Consider the following 24,004-nt stretch of genomic DNA (forward strand, 5'->3'; position numbering starts at 1 on the left):
CGAGGCAGATATCGAGGTGTCGAGTATGGGCGGGCAGGTCCAGCGGCTCGAACGGGCCGCCGCCCTCCTGGTGCAGGACATTGATCTGCTGCACGAGTTTGAGGAAATCACACATCTCGGCAAATGTGCCGTCGCGCCGGCCGCGGTCATTGTCCATCACATAGGCCGGCCCGCCGACCGAGGCGAAGATATGATCGCCGCCGCCAAGCCGCAGATTGCGCGCGGGGTTGCGGGCGCGCAGCGTGAAATGCGCGGGCACGGTTTTCAGGGTCTCTTCGATCAGGCCGGGCGGAAAGCGCACTGTCTCATCTTCGATCAGGGCACCGGCCTGGCGGAACCGCTCACGCGCGCCGGGCTCCAGCACCCGCATGCCGATATCGCGCAGGACGCTCAGCGCGGCCTCATGGATCTGTGCGACCTGGTCGTCGGATATCACCCGGACCGGATCATAGGTCCGGGGCTGCTGGCCGAAGGGCGGCTGGTCAAGCGCTCCGATCTGGCGGGCGGCGCGGCGCGTACGGCGGGGGGAGGGGGTGGCGTCCGTCATTCGGCAGCCTCCGCCAGAAAATCGCGCGGGGCAAAGGGTGCGTCGCGGCCAACATTGATCTGATGCGCCTCAAGGCCCAGCTCGCGCGCGGTGCGATGTCCCTGATATGTCGCATGGGCAATCGCGCCCGGCGCATTGGCGTCCCCGGTCAGATGCAGGCTGCGCACCCCCGCCGCTGCCAGGTCCGAGACCGCGAGCGCTTCATGCAGCGCCGATCCGCCTTCGCGCAGACCGGTGATCACCAGCGACCGCGCGGCGACCCTGCTTTTTGCCCCAGAGAAGGTCTGGGCAAGGGTCAGGGTCTCACCATCAAAGCCCGTCACCACCTCAAGCGTGCGATAGGCGATCTCGCGGCGGGCAAAGCTCTGATGCACCAGAGGCTGCTCATTCGTCATGATGCCCCAGGCCGCCGCCGCGCCGGAATTGGTGATATAGGTGACGGCATGGCCCTGATCGGCCAGCATTTCGGCAATCGCCGACCCCATATAATAGTTGTCATAATCGAACACCGCCACCGGCCCCTCGGGGCGGGCGCCTGCCGCCAGATCATCGGGGGTATAGACACGCGGGCCGTCAACCCGGCCGGCGGGCAGCTCATTCATGCCACAGGTCACCGGCAGCCAGCGCGCACCGGTCGCCACGACCACATGCTGCGCGCCGAATTCCAGCACATCCGCCGCCTGCATCGGGCTTTCAGGGAACAGGGACACATTCGGCATCTGCGACAGCCGCCCGAGCCGGTATTCCGTCACCCGGTTCCAGGCCGAAAGGCCTGGGAGCCGCGATTCAAACCGCAGGCGCCCGCCAAACTCGCGCGCCTGATCGGCAAGCGTCACCCGGTAGCCCCGGCGCCCCAGCGTCAGCGCCGCCTCCATCCCCGAGGGACCGCCGCCGATCACCAGCACGTTCTCGGCCTCACCCTGAATGGCAGGGGCGGTCACCGGCACCTTCTCGGGATGCCAGCCGCGCCGCCACTCCTCACCCGCGGTGGGGTTTTGGGTGCAGCGGACCCAGACCCCGTCATGCCAGGACGAAATGCACAGGTTGCAGCCGATACATTCGCGGATCTCGTCCTCGCGCCCGGTGCGGATCTTTTCGGGCAGGAACGGATCGGCGATTGACGGCCGCGCGCCGCCGATGAAATCCAGTACGCCCCGCCGCAGCATCGATACCATCGTATCGGGCGAGGTAAAGCGCCCTACCCCGACGACCGGCTTGTCGGTCAGCTGCTTGACGAAGGAAATCACCGCCTCATGGCTGCCTTCGGACGAATAGCGCGAGACGGAGCAGTCGGTCGAAGAATAATCCATCTTCACATCAAACAGGTCAGGCGCATCGGCCAGAAGCGAGATCACCTCATGCGCCTCGCTTTCGGCAGTGTCGGACGGGCGGGCGCGCAACTCCTGCAGCGAGATACGCAGGGCCACCGCCTGGCGGCCATGCGTCGCCTCGCGCACGGCGTCGATCAGCTCGATCAGCAGGCGCGCGCGGTTGCGGGCGCTGCCCCCATAGGCATCGGTGCGTTTGTTATAGTCGGAGAGCAGGAACTGATAGGGCAGATAGCCCATGCCGGCATAGACATAGAGGATGTCAAACCCCGCCTGTTCAGCCCGGACCGCTGCCTCCGCATGCCAGCGGATCAGATCGCGAATATCACTGCTGTCCATCACGCGGGGCCGCGCAGAGGACATAAAGCCCGGATGCCCCGCCATCCAGGGCACGCCCGAGGGCGACAGCGAGGCGAGCCGCGTGGTGCGGTTCATCGTCACCGCTCCTCCATGCCAGAGTTCGACCCCGGCCAGCGCGCCATGCGCGTGAACCGCGTCGGTCATCAGCGCATGCGCGCGGATATCGGCCTCATCCCAGAGCGTTGCCGCCGGGAAAGGGCTGTCATCCGAAGAGGGATGCACCGAGCAGGCGCCTGTCGAGATCACGCCCCAGCCGCCCTCGGCCTTCATGGCGCGGAAGGCCGCGCGCACATGCGGGGCGGCATTTGTCATGCCACTGGCATGCGGGACCTGGAAAAAGCGGTTCTTTGCGAGTTTCGGCCCGATCGCCAGCGGCTCAAACAGCACATCATAGCGCGGGTTCCTGGCGGTTGGCTGCGACATCGGACCATCCTTGTTGAACATATATACAGTAGCGGTGGAAATTTCAGCGGGTCAAGCCCGTTCGATGCAGCTATATAAGAATAATGCATGCTCAATTCAGTGAGAATATTCAGGCTTTCAGACGCAAAAAATCGTTTGCCACTAGAAATTCTTTATTGCATTGTTGTTCAACAAAGGAGCCGCTATGCACGATCACAGCCAGTTCCAGAACCCGGTTCGCATCATCGAGAACCTGTTTATCCCGCTGAATGACGGGACCAGACTGGCCGCAAAGCTCTGGCTGCCGGTCGGGCCGGACGGGGCCGATATGCCCTCGCCTGCGGTGCTCGAATATCTGCCTTACCGCAAGCATGATGGCACCCGCACCCGGGACAATGCCATGCATGAATATCTGGCAGGCCATGGCTATGCGGCGATCCGGGTCGATATTCGTGGCACCGGCGAGAGCGACGGCATCATCACTGACGAATATTCGGTGCAGGAACAGATCGACGGCTGCGAGCTGATCGCCTGGATCGCCGCTCAGGGATGGTGTGATGGCCAGGTCACCATGATCGGCATCAGCTGGGGCGGATTTAACGGATTGCAGATCGCCGCGCGCCAGCCGCCGGCGCTGAAGACCGTGATCACCGTCGGCTCGACCGATGACCGCTTCGCAACCGATATCCACCGGGTCGGCGGCTGTCTGTCAAAGGATGATTTCGACTGGTCCTCGACCATGTTCGCCAATAATGACCTGCCGCCTGATGAGGCAATTGTCGGGCCGCGCTGGCGCGAGATCTGGATGCAGCGGATCGAGGCGAACTTCCCCTGGATGCTCACCTGGCTGCGCCACCAGCGCCGCGATGACTACTGGAAACAGGGCTCGGTCTGCGAGGATTTCTCAAAAATCACCATTCCGGTCTATGCTGTCTCGGGCTGGGCCGACAATTACTCCGAAGCGGTGCCGCGTCTGCTGGCCGGGCTTTCGGGGCCACGGCTGGGGCTGGTCGGCCCCTGGGCCCATTCCTACCCCTATGATGTGTCGGTGGCGCCTGCCATCGGCTGGCTGCAGGAAGTGCTGCGCTGGTGCGATCACTGGATGAAAGGCCGCGAGACCGGTATCATGGACGAGCCGCTTTACCGCACCTGGATGCAGGAACCCGTGCCGCCGCGCACCTGCTACCTGGAGCGCCCCGGCCGCTGGATCGGCGAGCCGTCCTGGCCATCGCCACATGTCACGCCGCGCCTCCTGCATCTGAATGCGGGCCACCAGCTGGGCGAGGAAGCCGGGCCGGTGCAGGGCCTGCCGGTCTGCTCGCCCCTGTGGGTGGGCCTGACCGCCGGCGAGGTCGGGCGCTACGGCGAGAATGCCGACTGGGCCACCGATCAGCGCATGGATGATGGCGGCAGCCTCGTCTTCCTCTCGGACCCGCTGCCTGAACGGATCGAGCTGTTGGGCGCGCCACAGGTCATGTTGCGGTTTGCCTCTGACAAGCCGATGGCGCTGGTCTCGGTCAGGCTTAATGATGTGGCGCCGGACGGCTCGTCGACCCGGATCGGCATCGGCATCCTGAACCTCACGCATCGCAAAAGCCATGAATTCCCCGAGGCTCTGGTGCCCGGTGTCTTCACCGATGCGACCGTCGAGATGGAGGATATTGCGGTTGCGGTTCCTGCCGGTCACCGGCTGGCAATCTCAATTTCCACCACTTACTGGCCGATTGCCTGGCCCTCGCCCGAGCCTGCCACGCTGACCATTCAGACCGGCGAGAGCCGTCTGATGCTGCCTGTGCGGGCACCGCAGGCGAGCGATGGCACCCTGCGCGCGTTTGACCCGCCGGCTTCTGCGGAAAACACACCGCAAATCTCGCATCCGGTGGAGGCTGCGGCCCGGCGCGAAGTGCGTCACGATCTGTTGACCGGCCGCATGACCGTCGATTTTCCGCGCTGGACCGGCATCAGCGAGATGCCCGATATCGGGCATATCCACCGCGCCGAATGCCTGTCGCGCTATGAAATCACCGACGGAGACCCGCTTTCAGCCACCACCCTCACCAAATTCCGGGTGGAGATCGAGCGCAAGGGCCTGACCGCCAGCCATGAAAGCGAAGGGCGGCTGACCTGCGACGCCACCCATTTCCGTGTTGAGATGACGGTGACCATCCGCGAGAATGGCACGGTGATCTTTACGCGCAACTGGGATGAGAGGATCGCTCGTGACCATCTCTGACCCCGAAGCTGATCCTCCGCTTAGCGCGCCTCTGCGCCGGGTATGGCGCGCAAAGGACGTCCGGCCCGAACCTGACGGGTCGTTGTGCCAGAGGTGCCGCAGATGCTGAGCTATGCCATCCGGCGCATCGGGCTTGCGATACTGATACTCGTGATCGTTATGCTTGCGATGTATGCGATGGTGTTTCTGGTGCCGGGCGATCCGGCATCCCTGGCGCTCGGACCAAGGGCCACGCCCGAGCTGAAGGCCGAACTCAACGCCAGAATGGGCCTTGATCAGCCGTTGCAGACCCAGATCTGGAACTTCTTCTCGAACGCGCTGCGGGGTGATCTGGGCTATGACGTCTGGTCAAAGCGGCCGGTGCTGGATCAGATCCTCGAAGTGTTTCCCAATACGCTGATCCTCGGACTGGTCGCGCTTGGCCTGGCGCTGGTGTTCGGGGTGGCGCTTGGCTGTGTCGCGGTGGTCTGGCGCGACACCTGGATTGACCGGCTTCTGGGGGTGCTGTCGGTCTCGATGATCGCCGTGCCCTCTTTCGTCATCGCGCTTTACTCGCTGCTGATTTTCGCGGTCTGGCTGAACTGGTTGCCCGCCATCGGTGCGGGTCAGGCCGGGGATCTCGGCAGCCAGATCCGCGCGGTGATCCTGCCGGCTTTCGCCATCGGCATCACCTGGGTCGGCTATCTGGCCCGGCTGGTGCGCGCCTCGATGCTGGAGGTGATGGGCGCCAGCCATATCCGCACCGCCCGCGCCTTTGGCCTGTCCGAGACCAAGATCGTTACCCGCTACGCGCTGCGCCTCGCGATCATCCCGACCATTGCGATCCTTGCAGTCGGGTTCGGCTCCATCCTGTCATCGGCGGTCTTTGTCGAGACGGTGTTTTCGCGGCCAGGGATCGGCTCTCTGATCACCTCGGCGGTGGCGAAACGGAATTACCCGCTGGTGATGGGCACGGTGCTTTTCATGACCGCCTTTTACCTCTTCATCGTCACTGCTGCCGATCTGCTGATCGCGCGGCTTGATCCGAGGGTTCGCGATGTCTTCCGCAGCTGAGCCGGCGCCCGCCGATCCCCTCTCTCGGGTGCGCCCGCAAGGCGCTTTCTCCAGGCTGATGTCGGATCCGATGGGCGCGACCGGCGCGGTCCTGGTGGGCAGCTTCCTGCTGATTGCGATCCTGGCGCCCTGGATCACCCCCTTTGACCCGCTGAAAATCGACGTGAAGTCAAAGCTCCTCGGCCCGAGCCTCACTCATCTGGCGGGAACCGACCAGCTGGGCCGCGATACCTTCTCGCGGCTGATCATGGGAACCCGCAACGCGCTGGCCATCGCCCTTGGCGCCACCGGAATCGCCGGGGCCATCGGCCTTATCCTCGGGCTGATCGCGGGCTATGGGCCGCGCTGGCTGGACGGGCTTCTGGTGCTGGTACTGGATTCCCTCTCTTCCCTGCCGATGATCCTCTTCGCGCTGGCCGTGATCACCGTCATGGGACCGGGCACCCAGACGCTGCTGCTGGTGATCGTGCTGGTCTCGATCCCGGGCTATGCAAGGCTGATCCGGGCGCAGGTGCTGGGCCTGAAAAACGCCGATTTCATCGAGGCTGAACGCACGATGGGCGCCTCGACTGCGCGCATTCTGTTGCGCCATCTCCTGCCCAATGTGGTCGGGCCGCTGGTGATCGTGCTGTCAATGGATGTGCCGGTGGTCATCATGCTTGAGGCAGGGCTCTCCTACCTCAACCTTGGTGTCAAACCGCCGACGCCCTCCTGGGGGAACATCCTCTATGACGGCTATACCTCGCTCCGGCAGCAGCCGACGCTGGTGATCGCAGGCGGTATTCCCCTGGTGCTGGCGACCATCGGCTTCACCTTCCTGGGCGAGGGCCTGCGCGATGCGCTTGATCCGAAACTGAAGCGGAGGCAGGCATGACTGCTCTTCTGGAAGTCACAGAGTTGCGGCTGTCTTATGGCCCGGTCCAGGCCCTGCGCGGCGCCAGCCTGACGGCGCGGGCCGGCGAGGTGATCGGCATCGTCGGCGAAAGCGGCTGCGGCAAATCCACACTTGCCTCGGCCCTGATCGGCCTGCCGGCCCCTGGCGCCACCCTATCGGGTGAGTTGCGGATCAGGGGGGAGGACATGATCACCACCACCGAAGCGCGGCGACGGGAGCTGCGCGGCGACAGGGTGGCGATGATTTTCCAGGACCCGATGAGCGCCTTCAACCCGGTGCTGACTCTGGGCCAGCAACTGGTCGACTTCCAGCATCGCGCAAATGTGTCGCGCGCGGAAAAGCTCGCCCGTGCGCGTGCTATGCTGGCAAGCGTCGGCATCCCCGACCCGGAGCTCGTGCTCAGGCGCTACATGCATGAACTGTCGGGCGGCATGCGCCAGCGCGCGGCGATTGCGGCGGCCCTGATGATGCAGCCGGATCTGCTGATTGCCGATGAGCCGACCACCGCGCTGGATGTGACGATGGAGGCGCAGATCATCCACCTGTTTCGCGAATTGCGCCAGCAGTATCAGGGCTCCATCGTCATCGTCACCCATCATCTGGGTGTGGTGGGCGAACTGTGTGACCGTGTCTATGTCATGTATGCCGGCGAGGTGGTCGAAGAGGGCACCACCGATGAAATCTACCACAATGCCCGCCACCCCTATGCCCGTGCACTGATCGCCTGTGATCCGGCCCATATTCAGGGCCCGGTCGCGCGCCTGCCCACGATACCGGGCCGCCTGCCCGATCTGACGGCACCGCCCGCCGGCTGCGCCTTTGCCAGCCGATGCCCACAGGCAGCCCCCGGCTGTGCCCACCCCGTCCCGCGCGTGCGGCTGAGCGAAAGCCACGCGGTCCTGTGTCATCAGGTGACGCCATGAACGTGCTTTACGAGGTCAGCGATCTGCGCGTCGATATGGCATTGCCGGGCGATCTCTTGTCGGCCCTGCTGCCCTTTCGCCGTCCGGTGATCAACATCCTCAACGGCATCACACTGACCCTGAACCGGGGCGAGACGCTGGGGATCGTCGGCGAAAGCGGCTCTGGCAAGACCACCCTTGCGCGCACCATGCTTGGCCTTGTGCCCGCAAGCGGCGGCCAGTTGCGCTTTGACGGCGAGACTGTCGGCCCCGCGCAGATACGCCGGCTGCGGCGCGAGACCGCGATGATGTTTCAGGACGCTGTCGCCTCGCTCTCACCCCGGATGCGGGTCGGTGACCTGATCACCGAACCTTTCGTGATCCATGGCCCGGCCCCCGCCAACCGGCAGGCACGCGCGGGGGAGATGCTGGCGCGGGTCGGCCTGCCGCCCGCTATGGCCGACCGCTATCCGCATGAGCTGTCGGGCGGCCAGGCCCGGCGGGTCAGTGTGGCGCGCGCGCTGGCGCTTGATCCGGCTCTGGTCATCGCGGATGAGCCGACGGCGGGTCTTGATGTCTCGATCCAGGGAGAGATCCTCAACCTGCTCTCAGATCTCAAGGAAAGCCGCGGCGTCAGCTTTCTGATCATCACCCATAATCTGGCGGTGGTGCGCAATACCGCCGACCGCATCGCCATTCTCTATCTCGGGCGGCTGGTCGAGACCGGGCCCGCCGCAGAGGTCTTCGCAAGGCCCGCGCATCCCTATACGGCCAGCCTGATCGCCTCAGAGCCGGATCCCGATCCGCGCCGCCGCCGCGCCGATCTGGCGATCAAAGGAGAGATCCCCGGCCTCCTGCGTCGTCCGAAAGGCTGCGAGTTCCACAGCCGTTGCCCGCGGGCGATGAGCCTGTGCCGCGAGACGCGCCCCGCTTTGCGTGAGATCGCCCCCGGGCGGTCTGTCAGCTGCCATCTCGCCGTCCCTGATTTCCCTGACTTGCCCATAAACCGGGCCAATTAAACAAAAACCGACAGTGGAGAGACATCATGACCTGGAGCACCGATCGCCGCAGCCTTCTGAAAGCCGGTGGCGCCTTTCTGGCAACCCTGACGGCAGGAATCCCGAACCTCGCCTGGTCACAATCCGGCAATATATTGCGCCTGCGGGTTGCCGGCGATTTTCAGGCCATCGATCCCTATAACATGGTCGGCGCTATAGACGACATCCTGCAACGCTGCTGCACGGTCACCCTGGTGCGGCTGCCCGACATGCGCGAGGATCAGACCGTCTCTCCCTATGCCGCCAGCCGTTACGAATGGACCAGCCCGACCACGCTGGAATTCACCCTGCATGACGGGCTGAAATGGACCGGCGATTTCGGGCCCGTCACCGCAGAGGATGTGAAATATTCCTTTGAGCGCCTGGCTGCCTCTGACAGCGCCTGGGCCTATCAGTTTGAAAAACTCGACCACGTTGAGGTGACGGGGGAAAAGACCGGCATCATCCACCTGACAGACGCCTTCCGGCCCTTTGAAGTGATCGCCCTGCCCTATTACGGCGGTCATCTGGTCTGCAAAGCCGCGACCGAGGCGGCGGGCGGCACTTTCACCACCGAATTTCCCGCGCAATGCGGCCCCTATCTGTTCGACACATGGGAGCAGAACGCAAAGATCACCCTGCGCCGCAACCCGGACTGGCCGCTTGAGGCGCCGGCCTTCGAAACGGTGGAATTCTATATCGTCACCGATGACCAGGCGGCGCTGCTGGCCTATGAGGCCGATGCGTTCGATTTCTCGGCCCTCGCGGTCAGCGGGTTTGCCGGCCTCAAGGCGGCGCCGCCCGCAGGTGCCAGCCTGATCGAGTCGCCCTCGACCCGCTATGCCTGGCTGACGATCAATATGAATGCGACCCAGCTGCAGGATGAGCGGGTGCGGCGCGCGATCCAGCTGGCCTATGATGGCGAGGCAGTGATCGAGGGCGTCTATGACGGGCTGACCAGCCGCGCCACCGGCGTCGTGCAATCGGGCGGCCAATATGGGCGCGAGAAGAACATCTATGATCCGCGCGATACCGATCAGGCGCGCGCCCTGCTGGCCGAGGCCGGCGCCGAAGGGATCACGCTGCAGCTTTACTGCCTGACAGACCAGACCTCGCTTTCGACCGCGCAGATCATCCAGGCCAGCCTTTCCGAGGTCGGCATCAATATCGAGATCCAGCCCAGTGAGGACGCGGCCTACTGGGCGCTTGGCGACAGGACCGCCGGCGAAGGGTATAAGGAAATCGAGCTTGTCCTGATGAATTTCGCCGGCGGAATCGAGCCTACCGAAAATCTGGTCTGGTTCCGCCCCGATCAGATCGGCATATATAACTGGTCTTTCTTCAACAGCCCGGAGTATGAAACGCTTTACCAGGCCTCGCTGACCGAACAGGACATTGCGAAGCGCAAAGAGATCTTCAACAAAATGGAGGATCTGATGGAACTGTCGGGCGGCTTTATCTTCATCTGTTTCGAGCCTTATCTTGCGATTCACGACACCGGGCTGAAGCCGGTCATTCTGGCGGACGGGCACCCGGACCCAACCCGCTTCACCGCCGGCTGAATGTCCGGACCGATCCATAGCTGAAAGGACGGGGGCGGCTGCCGCCCCCGGCAGGCATGACCCAGAGCACCGAAGGCCCCCGTTTTCGACGCTATTCCAGTGAGACCCGCGCCGCCATGCTGGTTGAAGCCGGGCTGGCCTGCCTTGCACGCGGCGGCATCACGGCCTTCACGATTGACAACATCTGTGCCGAGGCCGCGGTCTCACGCGGCCTGATCAACCATCATTTCGGCTCGAAAGACGGGCTGCTCGCGGCCTGCTATGCCACGATGTATGACAGGTTTACCAGCGCGGTAGCGCCTGGCGGCGCCGCCCTTCGCGGTGAGACTTCCGGCCTGGTACATCTGGTTGAGGCCAATTTCGCGCCCGCAGTGTTCAACCCCGACAGCCTGCGGATCTGGCTCGCTCTCTGGGGGGAAATCGCCAACAACCCTGCCCTGCGCAATGTCCACCGCGCCCGCTATCAGGACTTTCTGTTCCAGGTCGCCCGCGCCGTCACTGAAACCGCCAGCAGCCGCGGCCTCACCGTCAATGCCCATTCCGTCGCGGTTCTGTTCATCGCGCTGAGTGACGGGCTCTGGCTGGAACAGGGCATCGATCCCACCATGCTTTCGCGCGATGCGGCCCGCCGGGCGTGCTATCATTTCCTTGAAAGCTTCCTCGGGCCGCTTGATCCGATGAACCTGGCGAAGCCGCCGGGAGAAGCCCCGGCCTGACCTCACGCTGCAGGCAGCGTCATTCCAGACTACGATGAAGCGGCGCGCACAGGGGCCGGGCGCGCTTCAGCGAGCGCGCCTTACCAGGTGACCGGGCGCCACTTCCTCAAACTGATCGTCGTCCCCATGTTCTGGCAGAATATGAGGCACCGATTTCGCGCCGGTCCGCCGATGATCAAGCCTTGGGACCGCTTCCAGCAGATTGCGGGTATAGGGATGTCCCGCCATACGGATGACGGACGCTGCCGGCCCCTGTTCGACGATGCGCCCGCGATACATCACCGCCACCCGGTCACAAAGCCGCGCCACCACTGAAATGTCATGCGAGATGAACAGCCATGACAGCCCGCGCCGTGCCTGTGTGCGGATCATCAGGTCAATGATCTGGGCCTGAACCGTCAGATCCAGCGCCGAGACGGGTTCATCCGCAACAATCATGCGGGGTTCGGGGGCAAGAGCGCGGGCGATGGCGACCCTCTGGCGCTGACCGCCGGAAAACTCATGCGGATAGCGGTCGATATGGCCCGGCTCCAGCCCGGCATCGACGAAAAGCTCTGAAAGACGCTGGCGCAGGGCATCGCGCCCCAGGCTCTTGCGGTCGGCCAGCCCCTCGGCCACCTGCATCCCCACCGTCAGCCGCGGATTAAGCGAGGAATAGGGATCCTGAAAGATCATCTGCACCTTGCGCAGGACGGCCCGCTGCGCGCGCCCCCGCAGCCGGGCAGGATCCGCACCATCGATCAGCACCCTGCCTGCATCGGCAGTTTCAAGCCCGGTCGCGATGCGCCCGATGGTGGATTTCCCGGAACCGCTTTCACCAACAATGCCCAGCGTTTCACCTGCCGCCAGATGCAGGGAGACGCCACCAGCTGCTGTGACCACACGCGATCCGCTGCGGAAGGTGCGGCGTATGTTTTCAAGTCGCAGCAATGGTTCGGTCATGGACAGGTCTTCCGCTCTTCGGCACGCATGGCAAGCGCCTCATTCACATCCAGATGGGCCGCCAGCAGTTTGCGCGTATAGTCGTGTCGCGGTGCAAACAGCACCTGATCCACCGGGCCGGTCTCGACGATGCGGCCGCGCTGCATCACCGCAACCCGGTCTGCGGTTTCCGCCACCACTCCGATATCATGCGTGATCAGAAGAATACCCGAACCGCTGCGATGCTTCAGGGCAACCAGCAGATCCAGCACCTGCCCCTGCACGGTGACATCAAGTGCGGTGGTCGGCTCATCCGCGATCAGCAGGGCCGGTTTCAGCGCCAGCACCGAAGCGATCATCACCCGCTGCCGCATGCCGCCCGAAAGCTGGTGGGGATATTGCCCCATCACGGCCACAGGATCGGGAATGCCAACCTCGGCCAGCGCGGCACAGGCCAGTTTTTCGGCCTCGGCCCGCCCAAGTCCGAGATGGCGGCGCGGACCTTCGGTCATCTGACGGCGGATGGTCAGCACCGGATTAAGCGAGGTCATCGGCTCCTGAAAAACCATGCCCATCTGCCGGCCCCGCAGATCCTCAAGCGCCCGGCGTCCAAGTCCGCTTACCGCGGCACCGCCAACGGTAATCCGGCCTTCGACCCGCGCCGCCGGCGGCAACAGACCCATAACCGCAAGCGAGGTCATGCTTTTGCCACTGCCGGATTCTCCGACAAGGGCCAGGATTTCACCGGGAGCGACCGTCAGGCTCACGGCATCTACAACCGTCAGCGCATCTTTGCTGCCGCCGAACGTGACCGTCAGGTCGCGGATCTCCAGCGCGTTCATGTCCGCCCCCGCTGGCGCGGATCGATCAGATCGCGCAGATTGTCGCCGATCAGGTTCAGCGCCATGACCGTCAGAACGATGGCGAGCCCCGGAAAAATGAGGATCCAGGGGGCTTTGCTGATATAGTTGCGCCCCGAGGACAGGATCGCGCCCCATTCCGGCGAGGGCGGCTGCACGCCAAGCCCGAGGAAGGAGAGGCCCGCCGCCGAAAGAATGGCGGATGAAAAGCCAAGGCTGCCCATCACGATCAGGCTTTGGGCGATATTGGGCATGACATGCACCCGCACCAGCCTCGTGTGACCAATCCCGCCCAGCCGGGCTGCCTCTATATAGGGGCGTGCGGCCTCGGCTGCGGCCAGGCCATAGCTCACACGGGCATAGAAGGGGACGAGAGAGATCGCGATGGCCAGTGTCGCATTGCCGATGCCCGGCCCGAGAAAAGCCACGAGCGACAGTGCGATCAGCGTGTCGGGGAAAGAGTAGAGCACATCCACCACCCGCAGCAGCGCCGCGCGGAGCCAGCCAGGCGCAAAGGCTGCGACAAGGCCGATCGTGCCACCGATCACCAGCCCGGACAGCACCGCCACCGCGCCAATGCCAAGCGAGAGCCGCGCGCCGGCGAGAACACGGCTGAACAGATCGCGGCCAAATTCATCCGTTCCAAACAGAAAGCTGGCATTCGGTGCGAGCAGCCGCTTTCCGACGCCCATCTTCGTCGGATCATAGGGCGCGACCCAGGGGGCCAGCAGCGCTGCCGCAACCAGCAGCAGCAACAGCGCTCCGCCCAGCCAAAGCCCGGGAGGAACCCTGCGCCTCATGCGTTTTGGTGCCGGAATGGCGGTCATGTCCGTCTCCGCATTCTGGGATCAAGCAGGGTGTAAAGAATGTCGATCAGCGCGGTGATCACCACGACCGAGGTGGCAAAAACCACGATGAAGCCCTGTATCATCGGGTAATCGCGTTCCAGCATCGCCTGCACCGCCAGCCGCCCTATCCCATTCCAGGAGAAAACATTCTCGATCACCACCTGGCCGCCCATCAGATAGGCAAAGACAAGCCCAACCACGGTAACGATACTGATCAGTGCCGGTTTCAGCGCATGGACCAGCAGCACCTGCCAGCCGCGCAGGCCTCTGGCACGGGCGGTGCGGATATAATCTTCCGACAGGATCTCGACCAGTGCCGAGCGGGTCATTCGCGCGATCAGCGCAGCATAACACAGCCCCAGCGTCAGCGCGGGCAGAAGGATGCCGCGCAGCCCCGATCCGGCGACCGGCAGCCAGCCAAGCTTCAGTGCAAAGACCTGGATCAGCACCAGCCCCATCCAGAAGCCGGGCACCGAGACCCCGAGCACAGCAATCATCATGATCGCCATATCGGCAAAACGTCCACGGTTCAGCGCGGCGATAAAGCCCAGCGGCACGCCGATCAGCAGGGCGGTGAACAGCCCGGCCGCCGCAAGTGCAAAAGTATTCGGCAGCCGAAGCAGCAGCAGTTCTGCCACCGGCTCGCCACCCCGGATCGTGGTGCCCAGATCACCTTGCAGCACATTGCCGACATAGTGCAGCACCTGTTGCCAGACCGGCAGATCCAGTCCCAGACGGCTGCGCATATCGGCCATCGCCTCGGGAGTTGCAGAGACCGACTGTGCCATCATCGCCGTCACCGGATCGCCGGGCACGATATGGATCAGCACACCCGACAATGCGATCACCACAAGGATGGTCGCAAAGGCAATCAGCAGCCGTCGGAGCACAAGAAACAGCATCGGTCACTTTCGTCGCGGAAGGGGTGAGGGAAGCCTGAGAATACAACTGTCGCGCCGCCCGAAAGGCGACGCGCAGGGGCAGATCGCCTGTCCGTCAGTCGGCCAGAGTCACATCGTTGAAGACAAGCGACACCATATGACCAAGCCTGAAACCCTCAACCCTGGCCGAAGAAGCCATCAGCCAGTTCCAGCCGGGCGAAACCAGCGGCACGGCATAGCCATTGCTCAGCAGGTATTCTTCGGCTTCCTGCACTTTCGCCGCACGGGCCTCGCCGGTCAGCCTGCGCTGCTCAACCAGGATTGCATCCAGCGTGTCATTGACACCCATGCTGACAAAGCCGGGCTGTTTCCACAGGAAATACATGTAATCGGGATCGACGCCGGACATGCCCATGGTCCAGATCGTCGGTTTGATATCCGTCTTCAGGTTTTCCTGGGTCATGAAGTCGAAGAAAGCTGCGACCTCACGCGTCTGGATCTCGGCCTCGACATAGATTTCTGCCAGGTCCTGCTGCATGATCTGGTGCATCTGGTCAAAGCCCGGCAGCTTATGGACCTGCAGGTTTACTTTCAGCGGATTGGCGGCGGAATAACCCGCAGCCTCCATCACCGCACGGGCCGCATCAGGATCATAGGAAACGCCCCATTCGGCACATTTTTCCTGATCCACCGCAAAGAGATTGGGGGCGACGGTGCAATTCGTGGCCGATACCAGCCCTTCATAGGCGATTTCGGCATAGGCCTCTTTGTTCAGGGCCATGCCGATGGCGCGCCGGATCTCTGCATTGTCCAGCGGGGCGACCCGCCAGGTAAAGGCCGCCAGCACCTGCTGGCCGGAATACTCCGCCGCATAGACGCGGAAATCGGGATCATCTTTCAGATCGACCGCCTCCTCCAGCGAGGGTTCGACGATATCCACCTCGCCCGAGCGCAGCGCTGCCATCCGGGCCACAGCCTCGGGGATCACCCGCAGGGTTACCCGGTCGAGATGCGGGCGGCCCGGGTTTTCCACCAGCGGGTGCACATTGCTATAGGCGTCATTGGCCGTCAGCACGATGGCATCGTTGCGCACCCATTTTTCCAGCCTGAACGGGCCGGTACCAATCGGGGTGAACTCGCCCCCGGAGAGCGCCGAGGGGCAGAGGAAGCCCGCCTGAATGCTGGTCAGGAACGAGGCGAAAGGACCGTAAGGCTCGCTCAGCGTCACCACCAGGCTGTCGTCTTCCACCGCCGTTGCCACCACCGGACCCCAGGCCGAGAGATTGGGGTTCAGTGTCTCGGGGTTGATCGCCCGGTCAAAGCTGATTTTCGCGGCGGCCGCGTCGAACGGGCTGCCATCGTGGCAAGCGACACCGTCCCGGATCGCAAAGCGATAGGTCAGCCCGTCTTCCGAGACCTCATACCCCTTGGCCAGCCCCGGATGGATGGATCCATCCGCCGCCATGGTCAGCAAAGTGTCATAGATCATGCTGGTCACTTGCAGTGACTGGGTGGTGCTGGCGCGATGCGGATCAAGGCTGTCGGCATCGACACCACGCGCCAGCGTGATCTCATCCGCGAGTGAAGGTGCGGCAGCAAGGATGGCAGAGAGGCTCAGTGCCGACGAAAGCGTCAGCAGGCGCTTACGGCTGTTAGGATGTGACATCGGGGTTCCCTGTTGGCGTTTCTTGATTTCAGGCGGCAAAGACGGCCGGACGGCGGTTCCACCACGGGCGGGCGGTTTCCAGCTGGCTGCCAAGGCGGATCAGCAGATCCTCACGCGCCGGGGCGGCAGCAAATTGCACACCGACCGGCAGCCCGGCGGCGTTCCAGTGCAGCGGGACCGAGATCGCCGGCGAACCGCTGATATTGTAGATATGGGTATAGGGCATCCAGGACAGGTAAAAGCGGTAGTGCTCGCGCATGTCCACATCATGGGGGAATTCATCATGGCGCAATGGCGGGCGGGCCAGCGTCGGCGACAGGATGACGTCGAAACCGTCAAACATCCGGTTCACCGCTTGCGCGACACCATGCACCGCCGCGGTTGCCATGCGCTGATCGACGGCAGAGAGCGCATTTCCGGCCGCGATCATCTCGTTCAGGGTTGCAGGGAAATCCGCCTCGGTCAGCGCGCGTCCGAGCTGGGCTGCCTCAACCCGCATATCTGCCGCATATTCCGTCAGGATATAGGCTTCAAATCCCGGCCAGCCGTTTTCGGGCAGCCACAGGCTGGCCGGAGCACAGTCATGGCCCAGGCTGTTCAGCAACCGGGTGGCGTCCTCAACGGCAGCGAGGCAATCCCCGTCGGTCGGTGCGCCATAGGGCGCGTCGGTCAGCACGCCGATCCGCAACCGGCCCGGATCGCGGCGCAGTTCAGAGACGAAATTGCCGCCCGATGGGCTGTTGTAGAACTGGCCCGCCGTTGGCCCCGCAGTTGCATCGAGGATCGCGGCGCTGTCGCGAACCGAGCGGGTCAGCACATGCTCGACCAGCATCCCATCCCATGTCTCGCCGGCCGGTGCGGCCGGATTGCGCCCGCGCGACGGTTTCAGCCCGAAGACGCCGCAGCAGGATGCCGGCACCCGGATCGAGCCGCCGCCATCATTGCCATGCGCCGCCGGGACGATCCCTGCTGCCACAGCCGCCGCTGTACCGCCGCTGGAGGTGCCGGCAGTATGTGCGGTATTCCACGGATTGTTCGTCTCGCCATGAAGCCGCGAGCGGGTGGTCCAGTCCATTGCCAGTTCCGGCACGGCCGTTTTGCCAAAAGTCACAAAGCCGGCGCTCTTGTAGCGACGCACCAGCTCGGTGTCCTCTGCGGGCTTGTGACCATTGCGCAAAGGCGTTCCGGCACCGGTCGGTTGTCCGGCATAGTTTTGCGTCAGATCCTTGAGGAGGAACGGCACCCCGCGAAATGGCCCGGCCCTCAGATCCTCATCGATGAAGCGGCGGGCTTCCTCAGGGAAAGTATGAACCACCGCATTCAGCGCGGGGTTCACCTGTTCGACGGCCGTGAGTGCCAGATCAAGAAGCTCCACGGGTGAGACATCCCCACGGGCGACCAGCTCGGCCAGCCCGGTCGCATCATATCCGACATATTCCGCAAGTTTCACTTCAGTCGCCTCACTTGATCTTTCGCGTCACAGCATGGCTGACAGCCTAGCCAGGCCTGGTCTGCGGCACATGATCCCAAAGGGTGGCCTTGCAAAAAATCTTCTCTCACCCGAAAGTGTGAGACGACAGGGAGGCAGCCATTCCGTGACACCTACAGGGCTCAGCGACAGAAACAGCACCGCGCCCCGGCTGCATGCCGGGCTGCTGGATCGGCCGCGCCTGAGCAATCATGCCCGTGACCTTGGTCGCTATCGGCTGGTGGTCGTACATGCGCCGGCGGGTTCCGGCAAGACAAGCCTGCTGAGCCAGTGGGCCCATGCGCTGCGCGCTGATGGCCAGCCGGTTGCCTGGTATGCCGCCTCGGACAGGCATCGCGAGCATCTGCCGCTGGCTGATTGCCTGATGCATTCGCTGAACCGGCTGGATCAGCCCGACGAGACGACGTCTTCGACGCGCGATGAGGGGGCGGATGCTGATATGCGCCTGCTGGCCCGATTGCGGGATGCAGCCGGACCAGCAGGCGGACAGATCCGGCTGACAATCATCCTCGATGACTTCCATCTGATCGAGGGAGATGCCGAAACCCGGACATTGACCCGCATTCTTGCGGCAGGGTTCGAGCGCCTGACGCTGGTCGTTGCCGGGCGCAACCGCCCTGCCCTTCCGCTGGGGCGCTACCGGCTCGCCGGAGAATTGCTGGAACTGTCTTCGCGCGAGCTGCAATTCTCGGAAGACGAAGTGCAGTCCTTCTTCCGCTCTGGCATCGGACAGGATCTGTCGCATGAAGAAGCAAGGATCCTGCAGCAGTCAACCGAGGGCTGGGCTGCGGGATTGCGGCTGACCTCGCTGATTGAAAACGCGCCGAACAGCAGTTTCCTGCGCAGCGCACCCGCCGGCAGTCAGCGCGAATATGCTGAGTATTTTCTCGACGAGGTGATCGCCGGTCTGCCAGAGCAACTGTGCCAGTTTCTGGAACTGACCTCGGTGCTGGAGGCGCTGACACCGGAGCTTTGTGATGCGGTGACCGGGCTGGAAGGCTCTGCTGCGCTCCTTGCACAAATTGAAAGCGATCAGCTTTTCCTGACCGAAATGGCCGGGTCGCATCGGTGGTACAAGTATCATCAGCTGTTTCGCGAATTCCTGCAGGCCCGCTTGCGGGCCCGCGCGCCCACCGAGCTGCCGGCCCTGCATCTGCGCGCCTCGGAATGGTTCATCCGCGCCAATATGCCTTTTGACGCCGTGCATCATGCCTTCCGGGCCAACCGACCCGAACAGGCGGCAGCGCTGATTGAAGGGTATTGCACCTTCGACTATCTCAGCTACGGGCGGTTTGACACCTATTCGCACTGGATGGCTCAGCTGCCGCGCGAAAGCCGCGAAGCCCGGCCGCTGCTCATGTTCCTGATGGTCTGGCGCTACATCAATCTGCGCCAGTTCCTGAAGGCAGAGCAGATATTGCAGACGCTGGCCCAGGGCCAACATGACCGCGGGCCCCTGGGCCAAGCTCCTGAAAAAACGCGCATGAATATCTCGGGCCGGATCGATCTGATGCGGGCCCTGATCGGAGCCTATGGCGGTGATATGGTGGCCGCGCGCCGACATATAGATGCTATCCCGGATGATGGGCTTGATGCACTTCCTTTTGGCCAGGTCGATCTGTTGTCGATCCATGCCTATGTGGCTTTGCATGAGGGGGATCTTGACCGTGCCGAACGCCTGACCTGGCGCGCACATACCATATATGATGAACTCGGCTGCCATTGGGGCCATGTGCATTCTCTTTGCATCGCTGGCATTTCCTATCTCGACAGATGCCGGCTGGCAGATGCTGAAAGGGTGCTTGCAATGGCGATGACCATCGCAAGGCAGCATTTCAGTGATACCTCTTATATGGTCGCACTCCCGTCCGCGCTGCAGGGGCAGCTCGCGCAGATGATGGGTGAGGCCGCCAAGGCCGAAGCATTGTGGCTGGCCGCCTTGCAAAGTGAGAACACCCAGGTTCCGGGTCTTTGGGAACGAAAGCTCATACCTGTGGTCGGCCTGGTCCGGCTTTATGATCAGCAGGGCCGTGACTATGAGGCAACAACGCTTCTCCGCCGCTTCCACCGTGCCGCGATCGAGGAAGAGGATCTGCGCATGGAGTTCCGCCTCAGTATTGAAGCTGCAGACCGGGCCTTGCGGGGTGGCGATATCTCTGCGGCCCAGGATGGGCTTGGCAGGGTGCTGCGACAGGAAAGCGATGCACGTCTGCGGTTTGGCCCCGATATCTGGCAGATCTGGGAACCCTTTGGTGTCTTACTGGCGCGGGCGGCCCGGGCCGGATTGCTCGGGGGAGATCCAGAGGTGATGCTGACCACTTTATCTGAAACGGCAAAGAGCCAGGGCCGCACCGCATCAGAACTCTTTTGCCGGTCGGTGCTGGCCGGTCTGGTCGCGCAGCCCGACCATGAGCTTGACCGGCTGCGGCATGACATCAGGTCGGTCGGGCTGAAAGAGGCGGTGCCACTGCCCTGCGCGCGCCCCGCCGTCCCGGCAGCCGTCACTGGCGCCGCTGAGACAGGGCTTCCCTGGCGGCTGCGCGCGGCAGGGATAACCCCGCGCGAGATGGAGGTGCTGATGCTGATGCGGTCAGGGGCGCCCAATCACGAAATCGGACTGACGCTCGGGATCAACATCAATACGGTGAAGACCCATACCAAAAGCATTTTCGCCAAGCTGAATGTGCGCAACCGGACTGAGGCAGTGGTGTTGATTACGCCCCTGCTGAAGGATGCCGGCGCCCTGGACCTGAGATAGACCCTGCCAGAACAGCCTTCCGGATCTTTGCCCGGTGATCCGGCCAGGAGCTGCGCGCCTTTCTTCGCAATGAAAGGGCGCGCGCTCGTCCCACCAGCGCCCGGGCAGGTTCTCAGGCGTGACAGGTCCAGAAGAGGGGCAAACGCACCGCGCCGCCGCTTATCCCCGGATAATATCGGCGGCAGCTTCAACCGATCGTCGCAACAGCCTGTCCCTGCCCCCCCGTCCGCAGGTCCCGCGTCAGCCGTCAGACGCCCCAGCTCGTGGCCATGAACCAGGCACCGAGAACGGCCGCTGTCAGAAGCAGGATAATCCCCTGAGTCCTCATTCTCCGGGCCCTTCTCTGGGTTGAGGCGATATCAGCAAGAAACTGGTTTATGTGTCGATGGATCATTTTGCTGAGCTGGGGATTGCCTGTGTCCGTCACACGGCGAAACCATGGCGAAACTGAGTCCGCGCGGGAATCTGCCGGATCCTGCGCAACGGATGCCGCAGCGGAATACGCGCCTCAAGATCGGCGCAACCGATCAGCGCACCGCTCGTCATGTCCGCCGCGCGCTTCTTCAGCTCTGCTTTTGCGCGGCCCAGGGCGAAAAATGTTCCGAAACCCGGGACGGGGCGAGCCTCGTCATCGGCCTGACGGGAGGCGTCGGCCTGTCTGCGCTGCAGCGGCACGGGTGACCGAGGGCAATTCGCCGAACATCTGCCGGTAATCGCGCGAAAAATACCCGAGATGCCAGAAGCCGAACTGCGTCGCGGCTTCGGTCACCGGGCGGTCTGTTTGCAGCATCCGCCGCGCCTCAGACAGCCGCAGCGCGCGCAGATACTGCACCGGGCTGAGGCCGACCACCTCCTGGCAGGCATTCTGCAAGGTGCGGCGCGACAGCCCCAGCTCGACCGTCAGCTCTGCGACCGAGACCGGGCAGGTCTGGCCATCGGCGACCAGCTCGCGGATCGCATTGATCGTATCCCAGTGCCGGATGGTGCTGCGTCCTGCCTCAGCGGTGCCGGCGGGCTGCAACATGTCAAGGATCCAGCCCACAAGGCCACGACTGAAGGCAGCGGCGGCGGCGGGCAACTCCTCAAGCCTGAGATCGAGCCCCTCTTCATGCAAGATCCCGTGCAGAAGCCGCCCGAGCTTGGCGGCCCGCGCGCCTGCTATCGGCAGGCTGCGGCGCCCGGAGGACAGGACCGTATCAAGCTGACGCAACATCGCCTCGAACACCGGATCGGCAAAACCGTTCACATCGATCTCGATGCCCATAAATTCGAATATATCGGGCGACAGGAATTCAAACCCCGACCGTCCGGAAAAAACGAGAAGACTGTTCGCGCCGACCTCTTCGCCGCAGATGCAGCTGCGCCCCCCTGCCCTGACCGGCAGGCCAAAGGCCAGCCGCCCCGCCGGCAGCGCACCTGTCTGCAAGACCGAGCGGTTCATCCGTTCCGAAAACAGCCGCGCCGCGCCCAGCCGGAAGGTGCTGAGCGAGCCGGTAAAGGCCCCGGCATGCAGCTGGATGTAATCCTGTTCCCAGGCCTGCAGCAGCGTGGCCTGGTGGTGAACATCCTCGCTGTGCCTGACGGATTGCACATTGCTACTCACAGCACCGGGCCCTTTCGATGGCGGCGGCCGCGCAGGCAGAAAATCCAGGGCAAAGCGAACCTGCCCTCCGATGGTTTCCGTGCGATTGTTTCTCCCGGCCCGTCCTGGATCCGGGACCATGGACTCACGATAGGCGCAGGCTCTGGCTGTGGTCAATCTTTGTGACTGTCGAAGCCTGACCTGCCTGTCTTTAAAAAGACATTCAGACGCCGGAAGACCCGTAAGCCGCGGGATCAGCCCGGATCTTCGGCAAGAACCGCCCGCATCAGCCCGGGAAACCGCCGGTCGAGATCTTCAAGCCTGAGGCTCAGAAGCCGCCCGCGCCCTGCCGGTTCGTTGCGCATGACCCCCGCTTCGCGCAGCACTTTCATATGATGCGATTTGGTCGATTTAGGCGCATCCGGGTTCTGGAGATGGCATTGCGCCATTTCCAGCGCGCCGCTGGCGATCTGGCGCACGATCTCGAGGCGCGCCGGGTCGCTGAGCGCGAAAAGGATATCGGTCAGAACCAGATCCTCGCCGGGCGGGTGGTAAAGACTGAGCGGTGTGAAATTGTCTTGATCGGCCATGGTTCGAATATAGTTGAACAGTCTCGGGTTTGTCAGTAGAAATCTGTTCGAAGAATATCGAACCATCACGGCCCGCCCGGCCATTCCCCCTGAAGACCTCCACGAAAGCCTCCCATGACCATTTCCGCCCAGCCGGGCTCTGCCAGCTCCTCCCGCCGCCGCGCGGGGTTTATCATTGCGGCACTGGCGGGAGGGGTGATGATGGCCAGCTCCAGCGCGCCATCGCCCTTTTATCCGGTGCTGCAACGCGAGATGGGGTTCTCGGCCACGACGCTGACCGCGATTTTCGCCGTCTATGCGATTGTGCTGCTGGCGACGCTGCTGACCGGCGGTTCCGCCTCGGACCATATCGGGCGGCGGCCTGTGCTGAGCTTTGGCTTCGTACTGCTGGCAGGCTCGATGCTCGGCTTTGCTTTGGCCACCGGGCCGGCGGGTCTCTTCATCGCCCGCGCGGTCCAGGGGATTGGCTGTGCGCTGTTGCTGACTTCGGCCTCAGCCGCCGTCACCGACCTTGAACCCGCGAGCCGCCCCGGCCTTGCCCAGGTCTGCAACTCGGTCATCCCGCTGGCCGGTATGGCAGCAGGCGCGCCGCTGGCCGGCGTGGTGATGGAACATGCCATCGACGCACGCCTTGATGTCTTTCTTGCGATCACGCTGATCTGTCTGGGATTTGCGGCGCTTGTGTGGAAAATGCCCGAGACCTCGCCGCGCCATGCCGGGCTTTTACAGTCTTTGCGTCCGCAGGTGGGCATTCCGGTGCCAACGCGCGCGGCCTTCTGGCAGAGCACACCCGCCATCATTGCCGGCTGGGCGACCGGAGGGCTCTATCTCTCACTGGGGGCGCCGGTGATTTCGGTTTTTTTCGGGATCACCAGCTTTGTGACCCAGGCGCTGGTTGTGACGCTGTTGTCGGGCATGGGCGCAATGGCCTGTTTCATTGCCCGCCGCTACACGCCGCGCCAGGTGATGCTTTACGGAACCTTCGCCCTGGCGCTTGGCACAGCGCTGACGCTGACCGGGATCTGGCTTCGGGTGCTGCCGCTTTACCTGATCGCGCTGACGCTTGCAGGCACCGGGTTCGGTACCTGCTTCTACGCCTCTTTGCGCACCATCGTGCCGCTTTGCCCGCCAGATGAGCGCGGCAAGCTCTTTGCCGCCCTGTTCACGCTGAGCTACCTGGCCTTTGGTCTGCCAGTGGTCGCTGCCGGCTTTGCCATCCCCCGGATCGGGCTGGATGCGACAGTGCTGACCTATGGGGTGATCATCACCGTGATGGCGGCGCTGGCCTGGGCCTGGCGCCGGTTCGGCAGCCAGAGCTGACCCCCTGCCCGCTTCGCAAACATCCGATCTTTCCGGCGCGCCGGCTGACATCCG

At 63.6% G+C, this 24,004-nt stretch carries 20 protein-coding genes (1 of these 20 cut by a window edge); 9 read left to right on the forward strand and 11 right to left on the reverse strand.

Annotated elements, in window-relative coordinates; all coding sequences use genetic code 11:
- Window positions 1-547 carry the 5' end (the start) of a trimethylamine methyltransferase family protein gene (locus BLW25_RS18435; protein WP_092902842.1) on the reverse strand. The gene continues 986 nt to the left of window position 1, outside the view, so the window shows 547 of its 1,533 coding nt (coding positions 1-547); the start codon lies at window positions 545-547; its stop codon lies off the left edge, out of view.
- Complete coding sequence (locus tag BLW25_RS18440; protein ID WP_092903118.1) at window positions 544-2,658, reverse strand: oxidoreductase; 2,115 nt, start codon at window positions 2,656-2,658, stop codon at window positions 544-546. The genes BLW25_RS18435 and BLW25_RS18440 overlap by 4 nt, the downstream gene beginning before the upstream one ends.
- A 184-nt stretch (window positions 2,659-2,842) precedes the next feature.
- On the opposite strand from BLW25_RS18440, the gene BLW25_RS18445 reads away from it, so the two are divergent.
- The 7 genes from BLW25_RS18445 to BLW25_RS18475 all read left to right on the forward strand — a co-directional run bounded on the left by BLW25_RS18445 (window position 2,843) and on the right by BLW25_RS18475 (window position 11,035).
- Window positions 2,843-4,870, forward strand: a complete 2,028-nt coding sequence (locus BLW25_RS18445) for a CocE/NonD family hydrolase (protein WP_092902844.1) — start codon at window positions 2,843-2,845, stop codon at window positions 4,868-4,870.
- 102 nt (window positions 4,871-4,972) lie between these two features.
- Window positions 4,973-5,923, forward strand: a complete 951-nt coding sequence (locus tag BLW25_RS18450) for an ABC transporter permease (protein WP_092902846.1) — start codon at window positions 4,973-4,975, stop codon at window positions 5,921-5,923.
- The gene (locus BLW25_RS18455; protein ID WP_092902848.1) at window positions 5,907-6,797 is read left to right on the forward strand and encodes an ABC transporter permease; all 891 of its coding nucleotides are present in this window, start codon (window positions 5,907-5,909) and stop codon (window positions 6,795-6,797) included. Before BLW25_RS18450 ends, BLW25_RS18455 begins: the two co-directional genes overlap by 17 nt.
- Complete coding sequence (locus tag BLW25_RS18460; RefSeq protein ID WP_092902850.1) at window positions 6,794-7,741, forward strand: ABC transporter ATP-binding protein; 948 nt, start codon at window positions 6,794-6,796, stop codon at window positions 7,739-7,741. The genes BLW25_RS18455 and BLW25_RS18460 overlap by 4 nt, the downstream gene beginning before the upstream one ends.
- On the forward strand, window positions 7,738-8,739 hold the full coding sequence (locus BLW25_RS18465; RefSeq protein WP_092902852.1) for an ABC transporter ATP-binding protein: 1,002 nt from the start codon (window positions 7,738-7,740) through the stop codon (window positions 8,737-8,739). The genes BLW25_RS18460 and BLW25_RS18465 overlap by 4 nt, the downstream gene beginning before the upstream one ends.
- Window positions 8,740-8,765: 26 nt before the next feature.
- Window positions 8,766-10,319, forward strand: a complete 1,554-nt coding sequence (locus BLW25_RS18470; RefSeq protein WP_216279417.1) for an ABC transporter substrate-binding protein — start codon at window positions 8,766-8,768, stop codon at window positions 10,317-10,319.
- A gap of 56 nt (window positions 10,320-10,375) precedes the next feature.
- Window positions 10,376-11,035, forward strand: coding sequence for a TetR family transcriptional regulator C-terminal domain-containing protein (locus BLW25_RS18475; RefSeq protein WP_092902856.1), 660 nt, complete (start codon window positions 10,376-10,378; stop codon window positions 11,033-11,035).
- 66 nt (window positions 11,036-11,101) lie between these two features.
- Here BLW25_RS18475 and BLW25_RS18480 read toward each other — a convergent pair whose 3' ends face one another.
- The 6 genes from BLW25_RS18480 to BLW25_RS18505 all read right to left on the reverse strand — a co-directional run bounded on the left by BLW25_RS18480 (window position 11,102) and on the right by BLW25_RS18505 (window position 17,661).
- Window positions 11,102-11,977: an ATP-binding cassette domain-containing protein gene (locus BLW25_RS18480; protein ID WP_092902858.1), complete on the reverse strand. Its 876-nt coding sequence runs from the start codon at window positions 11,975-11,977 to the stop codon at window positions 11,102-11,104.
- On the reverse strand, window positions 11,974-12,798 hold the full coding sequence (locus tag BLW25_RS18485; RefSeq protein WP_092902860.1) for an ABC transporter ATP-binding protein: 825 nt from the start codon (window positions 12,796-12,798) through the stop codon (window positions 11,974-11,976). Before BLW25_RS18485 ends, BLW25_RS18480 begins: the two co-directional genes overlap by 4 nt.
- On the reverse strand, window positions 12,795-13,643 hold the full coding sequence (locus BLW25_RS18490) for an ABC transporter permease (RefSeq protein ID WP_092902862.1): 849 nt from the start codon (window positions 13,641-13,643) through the stop codon (window positions 12,795-12,797). Before BLW25_RS18490 ends, BLW25_RS18485 begins: the two co-directional genes overlap by 4 nt.
- Window positions 13,640-14,566 (reverse strand): ABC transporter permease, encoded by a 927-nt coding sequence (locus BLW25_RS18495; protein WP_092902864.1) that lies wholly within the window; start codon window positions 14,564-14,566, stop codon window positions 13,640-13,642. The genes BLW25_RS18490 and BLW25_RS18495 overlap by 4 nt, the downstream gene beginning before the upstream one ends.
- A gap of 94 nt (window positions 14,567-14,660) precedes the next feature.
- The gene (locus tag BLW25_RS18500) at window positions 14,661-16,211 is read right to left on the reverse strand and encodes an ABC transporter substrate-binding protein (RefSeq protein ID WP_092902866.1); all 1,551 of its coding nucleotides are present in this window, start codon (window positions 16,209-16,211) and stop codon (window positions 14,661-14,663) included.
- Window positions 16,212-16,239: 28 nt separating this feature from the next.
- Entirely contained in the window at window positions 16,240-17,661 is a 1,422-nt protein-coding gene (locus BLW25_RS18505) for an amidase (protein ID WP_092902868.1), read from the reverse strand.
- A gap of 145 nt (window positions 17,662-17,806) precedes the next feature.
- Between BLW25_RS18505 and BLW25_RS18510 the strand changes: the two genes are divergently transcribed.
- On the forward strand, window positions 17,807-20,458 hold the full coding sequence (locus BLW25_RS18510) for a winged helix-turn-helix domain-containing protein (protein WP_171909638.1): 2,652 nt from the start codon (window positions 17,807-17,809) through the stop codon (window positions 20,456-20,458).
- Window positions 20,459-20,881: 423 nt separating this feature from the next.
- Here the strand turns inward: BLW25_RS18510 and BLW25_RS18515 are convergent, their stop codons facing one another.
- From BLW25_RS18515 to BLW25_RS18525, 3 genes are all read right to left on the reverse strand, one after another.
- Entirely contained in the window at window positions 20,882-21,133 is a 252-nt protein-coding gene (locus BLW25_RS18515; protein ID WP_092902872.1) for a hypothetical protein, read from the reverse strand.
- Complete coding sequence (locus tag BLW25_RS18520) at window positions 21,087-22,049, reverse strand: helix-turn-helix domain-containing protein (protein WP_216279418.1); 963 nt, start codon at window positions 22,047-22,049, stop codon at window positions 21,087-21,089. Before BLW25_RS18520 ends, BLW25_RS18515 begins: the two co-directional genes overlap by 47 nt.
- 245 nt (window positions 22,050-22,294) lie before the next feature.
- Entirely contained in the window at window positions 22,295-22,630 is a 336-nt protein-coding gene (locus tag BLW25_RS18525; RefSeq protein WP_092902876.1) for an ArsR/SmtB family transcription factor, read from the reverse strand.
- A 114-nt stretch (window positions 22,631-22,744) separates the two neighbouring features.
- Here BLW25_RS18525 and BLW25_RS18530 point away from each other — a divergent pair, with 114 nt between their 5' ends.
- A complete protein-coding gene (locus tag BLW25_RS18530; RefSeq protein WP_092902878.1) occupies window positions 22,745-23,950 on the forward strand; it encodes an MFS transporter in 1,206 nt (401 codons plus the stop codon).
- Window positions 23,951-24,004: the final 54 nt, after the last annotated feature.

This window comes from Rhodobacter sp. 24-YEA-8 (assembly GCF_900105075.1).
Lineage (GTDB): Bacteria > Pseudomonadota > Alphaproteobacteria > Rhodobacterales > Rhodobacteraceae > Pseudogemmobacter.

Excerpts from the sequence above, each read along its gene's own strand:
- BLW25_RS18485 (WP_092902860.1), bottom strand. The coding sequence starts at position 12,798 with ATGAACGCGCTGGAGATCCGCGACCTGACGGTCACGTTCGGCGGCAGC.
- BLW25_RS18500 (WP_092902866.1), bottom strand. The coding sequence starts at position 16,211 with ATGTCACATCCTAACAGCCGTAAGCGCCTGCTGACGCTTTCGTCGGCA.
- BLW25_RS18525 (WP_092902876.1), bottom strand. The coding sequence starts at position 22,630 with ATGGCCGATCAAGACAATTTCACACCGCTCAGTCTTTACCACCCGCCC.
- BLW25_RS18455 (WP_092902848.1), top strand. The coding sequence starts at position 5,907 with ATGTCTTCCGCAGCTGAGCCGGCGCCCGCCGATCCCCTCTCTCGGGTG.
- BLW25_RS18530 (WP_092902878.1), top strand. The coding sequence starts at position 22,745 with ATGACCATTTCCGCCCAGCCGGGCTCTGCCAGCTCCTCCCGCCGCCGC.
- BLW25_RS18480 (WP_092902858.1), bottom strand. The coding sequence starts at position 11,977 with ATGACCGAACCATTGCTGCGACTTGAAAACATACGCCGCACCTTCCGC.
- BLW25_RS18465 (WP_092902852.1), top strand. The coding sequence starts at position 7,738 with ATGAACGTGCTTTACGAGGTCAGCGATCTGCGCGTCGATATGGCATTG.
- BLW25_RS18445 (WP_092902844.1), top strand. The coding sequence starts at position 2,843 with ATGCACGATCACAGCCAGTTCCAGAACCCGGTTCGCATCATCGAGAAC.
- BLW25_RS18440 (WP_092903118.1), bottom strand. The coding sequence starts at position 2,658 with ATGTCGCAGCCAACCGCCAGGAACCCGCGCTATGATGTGCTGTTTGAG.
- BLW25_RS18450 (WP_092902846.1), top strand. The coding sequence starts at position 4,973 with ATGCTGAGCTATGCCATCCGGCGCATCGGGCTTGCGATACTGATACTC.
- BLW25_RS18495 (WP_092902864.1), bottom strand. The coding sequence starts at position 14,566 with ATGCTGTTTCTTGTGCTCCGACGGCTGCTGATTGCCTTTGCGACCATC.
- BLW25_RS18475 (WP_092902856.1), top strand. The coding sequence starts at position 10,376 with ATGACCCAGAGCACCGAAGGCCCCCGTTTTCGACGCTATTCCAGTGAG.
- BLW25_RS18490 (WP_092902862.1), bottom strand. The coding sequence starts at position 13,643 with ATGACCGCCATTCCGGCACCAAAACGCATGAGGCGCAGGGTTCCTCCC.
- BLW25_RS18470 (WP_216279417.1), top strand. The coding sequence starts at position 8,766 with ATGACCTGGAGCACCGATCGCCGCAGCCTTCTGAAAGCCGGTGGCGCC.
- BLW25_RS18460 (WP_092902850.1), top strand. The coding sequence starts at position 6,794 with ATGACTGCTCTTCTGGAAGTCACAGAGTTGCGGCTGTCTTATGGCCCG.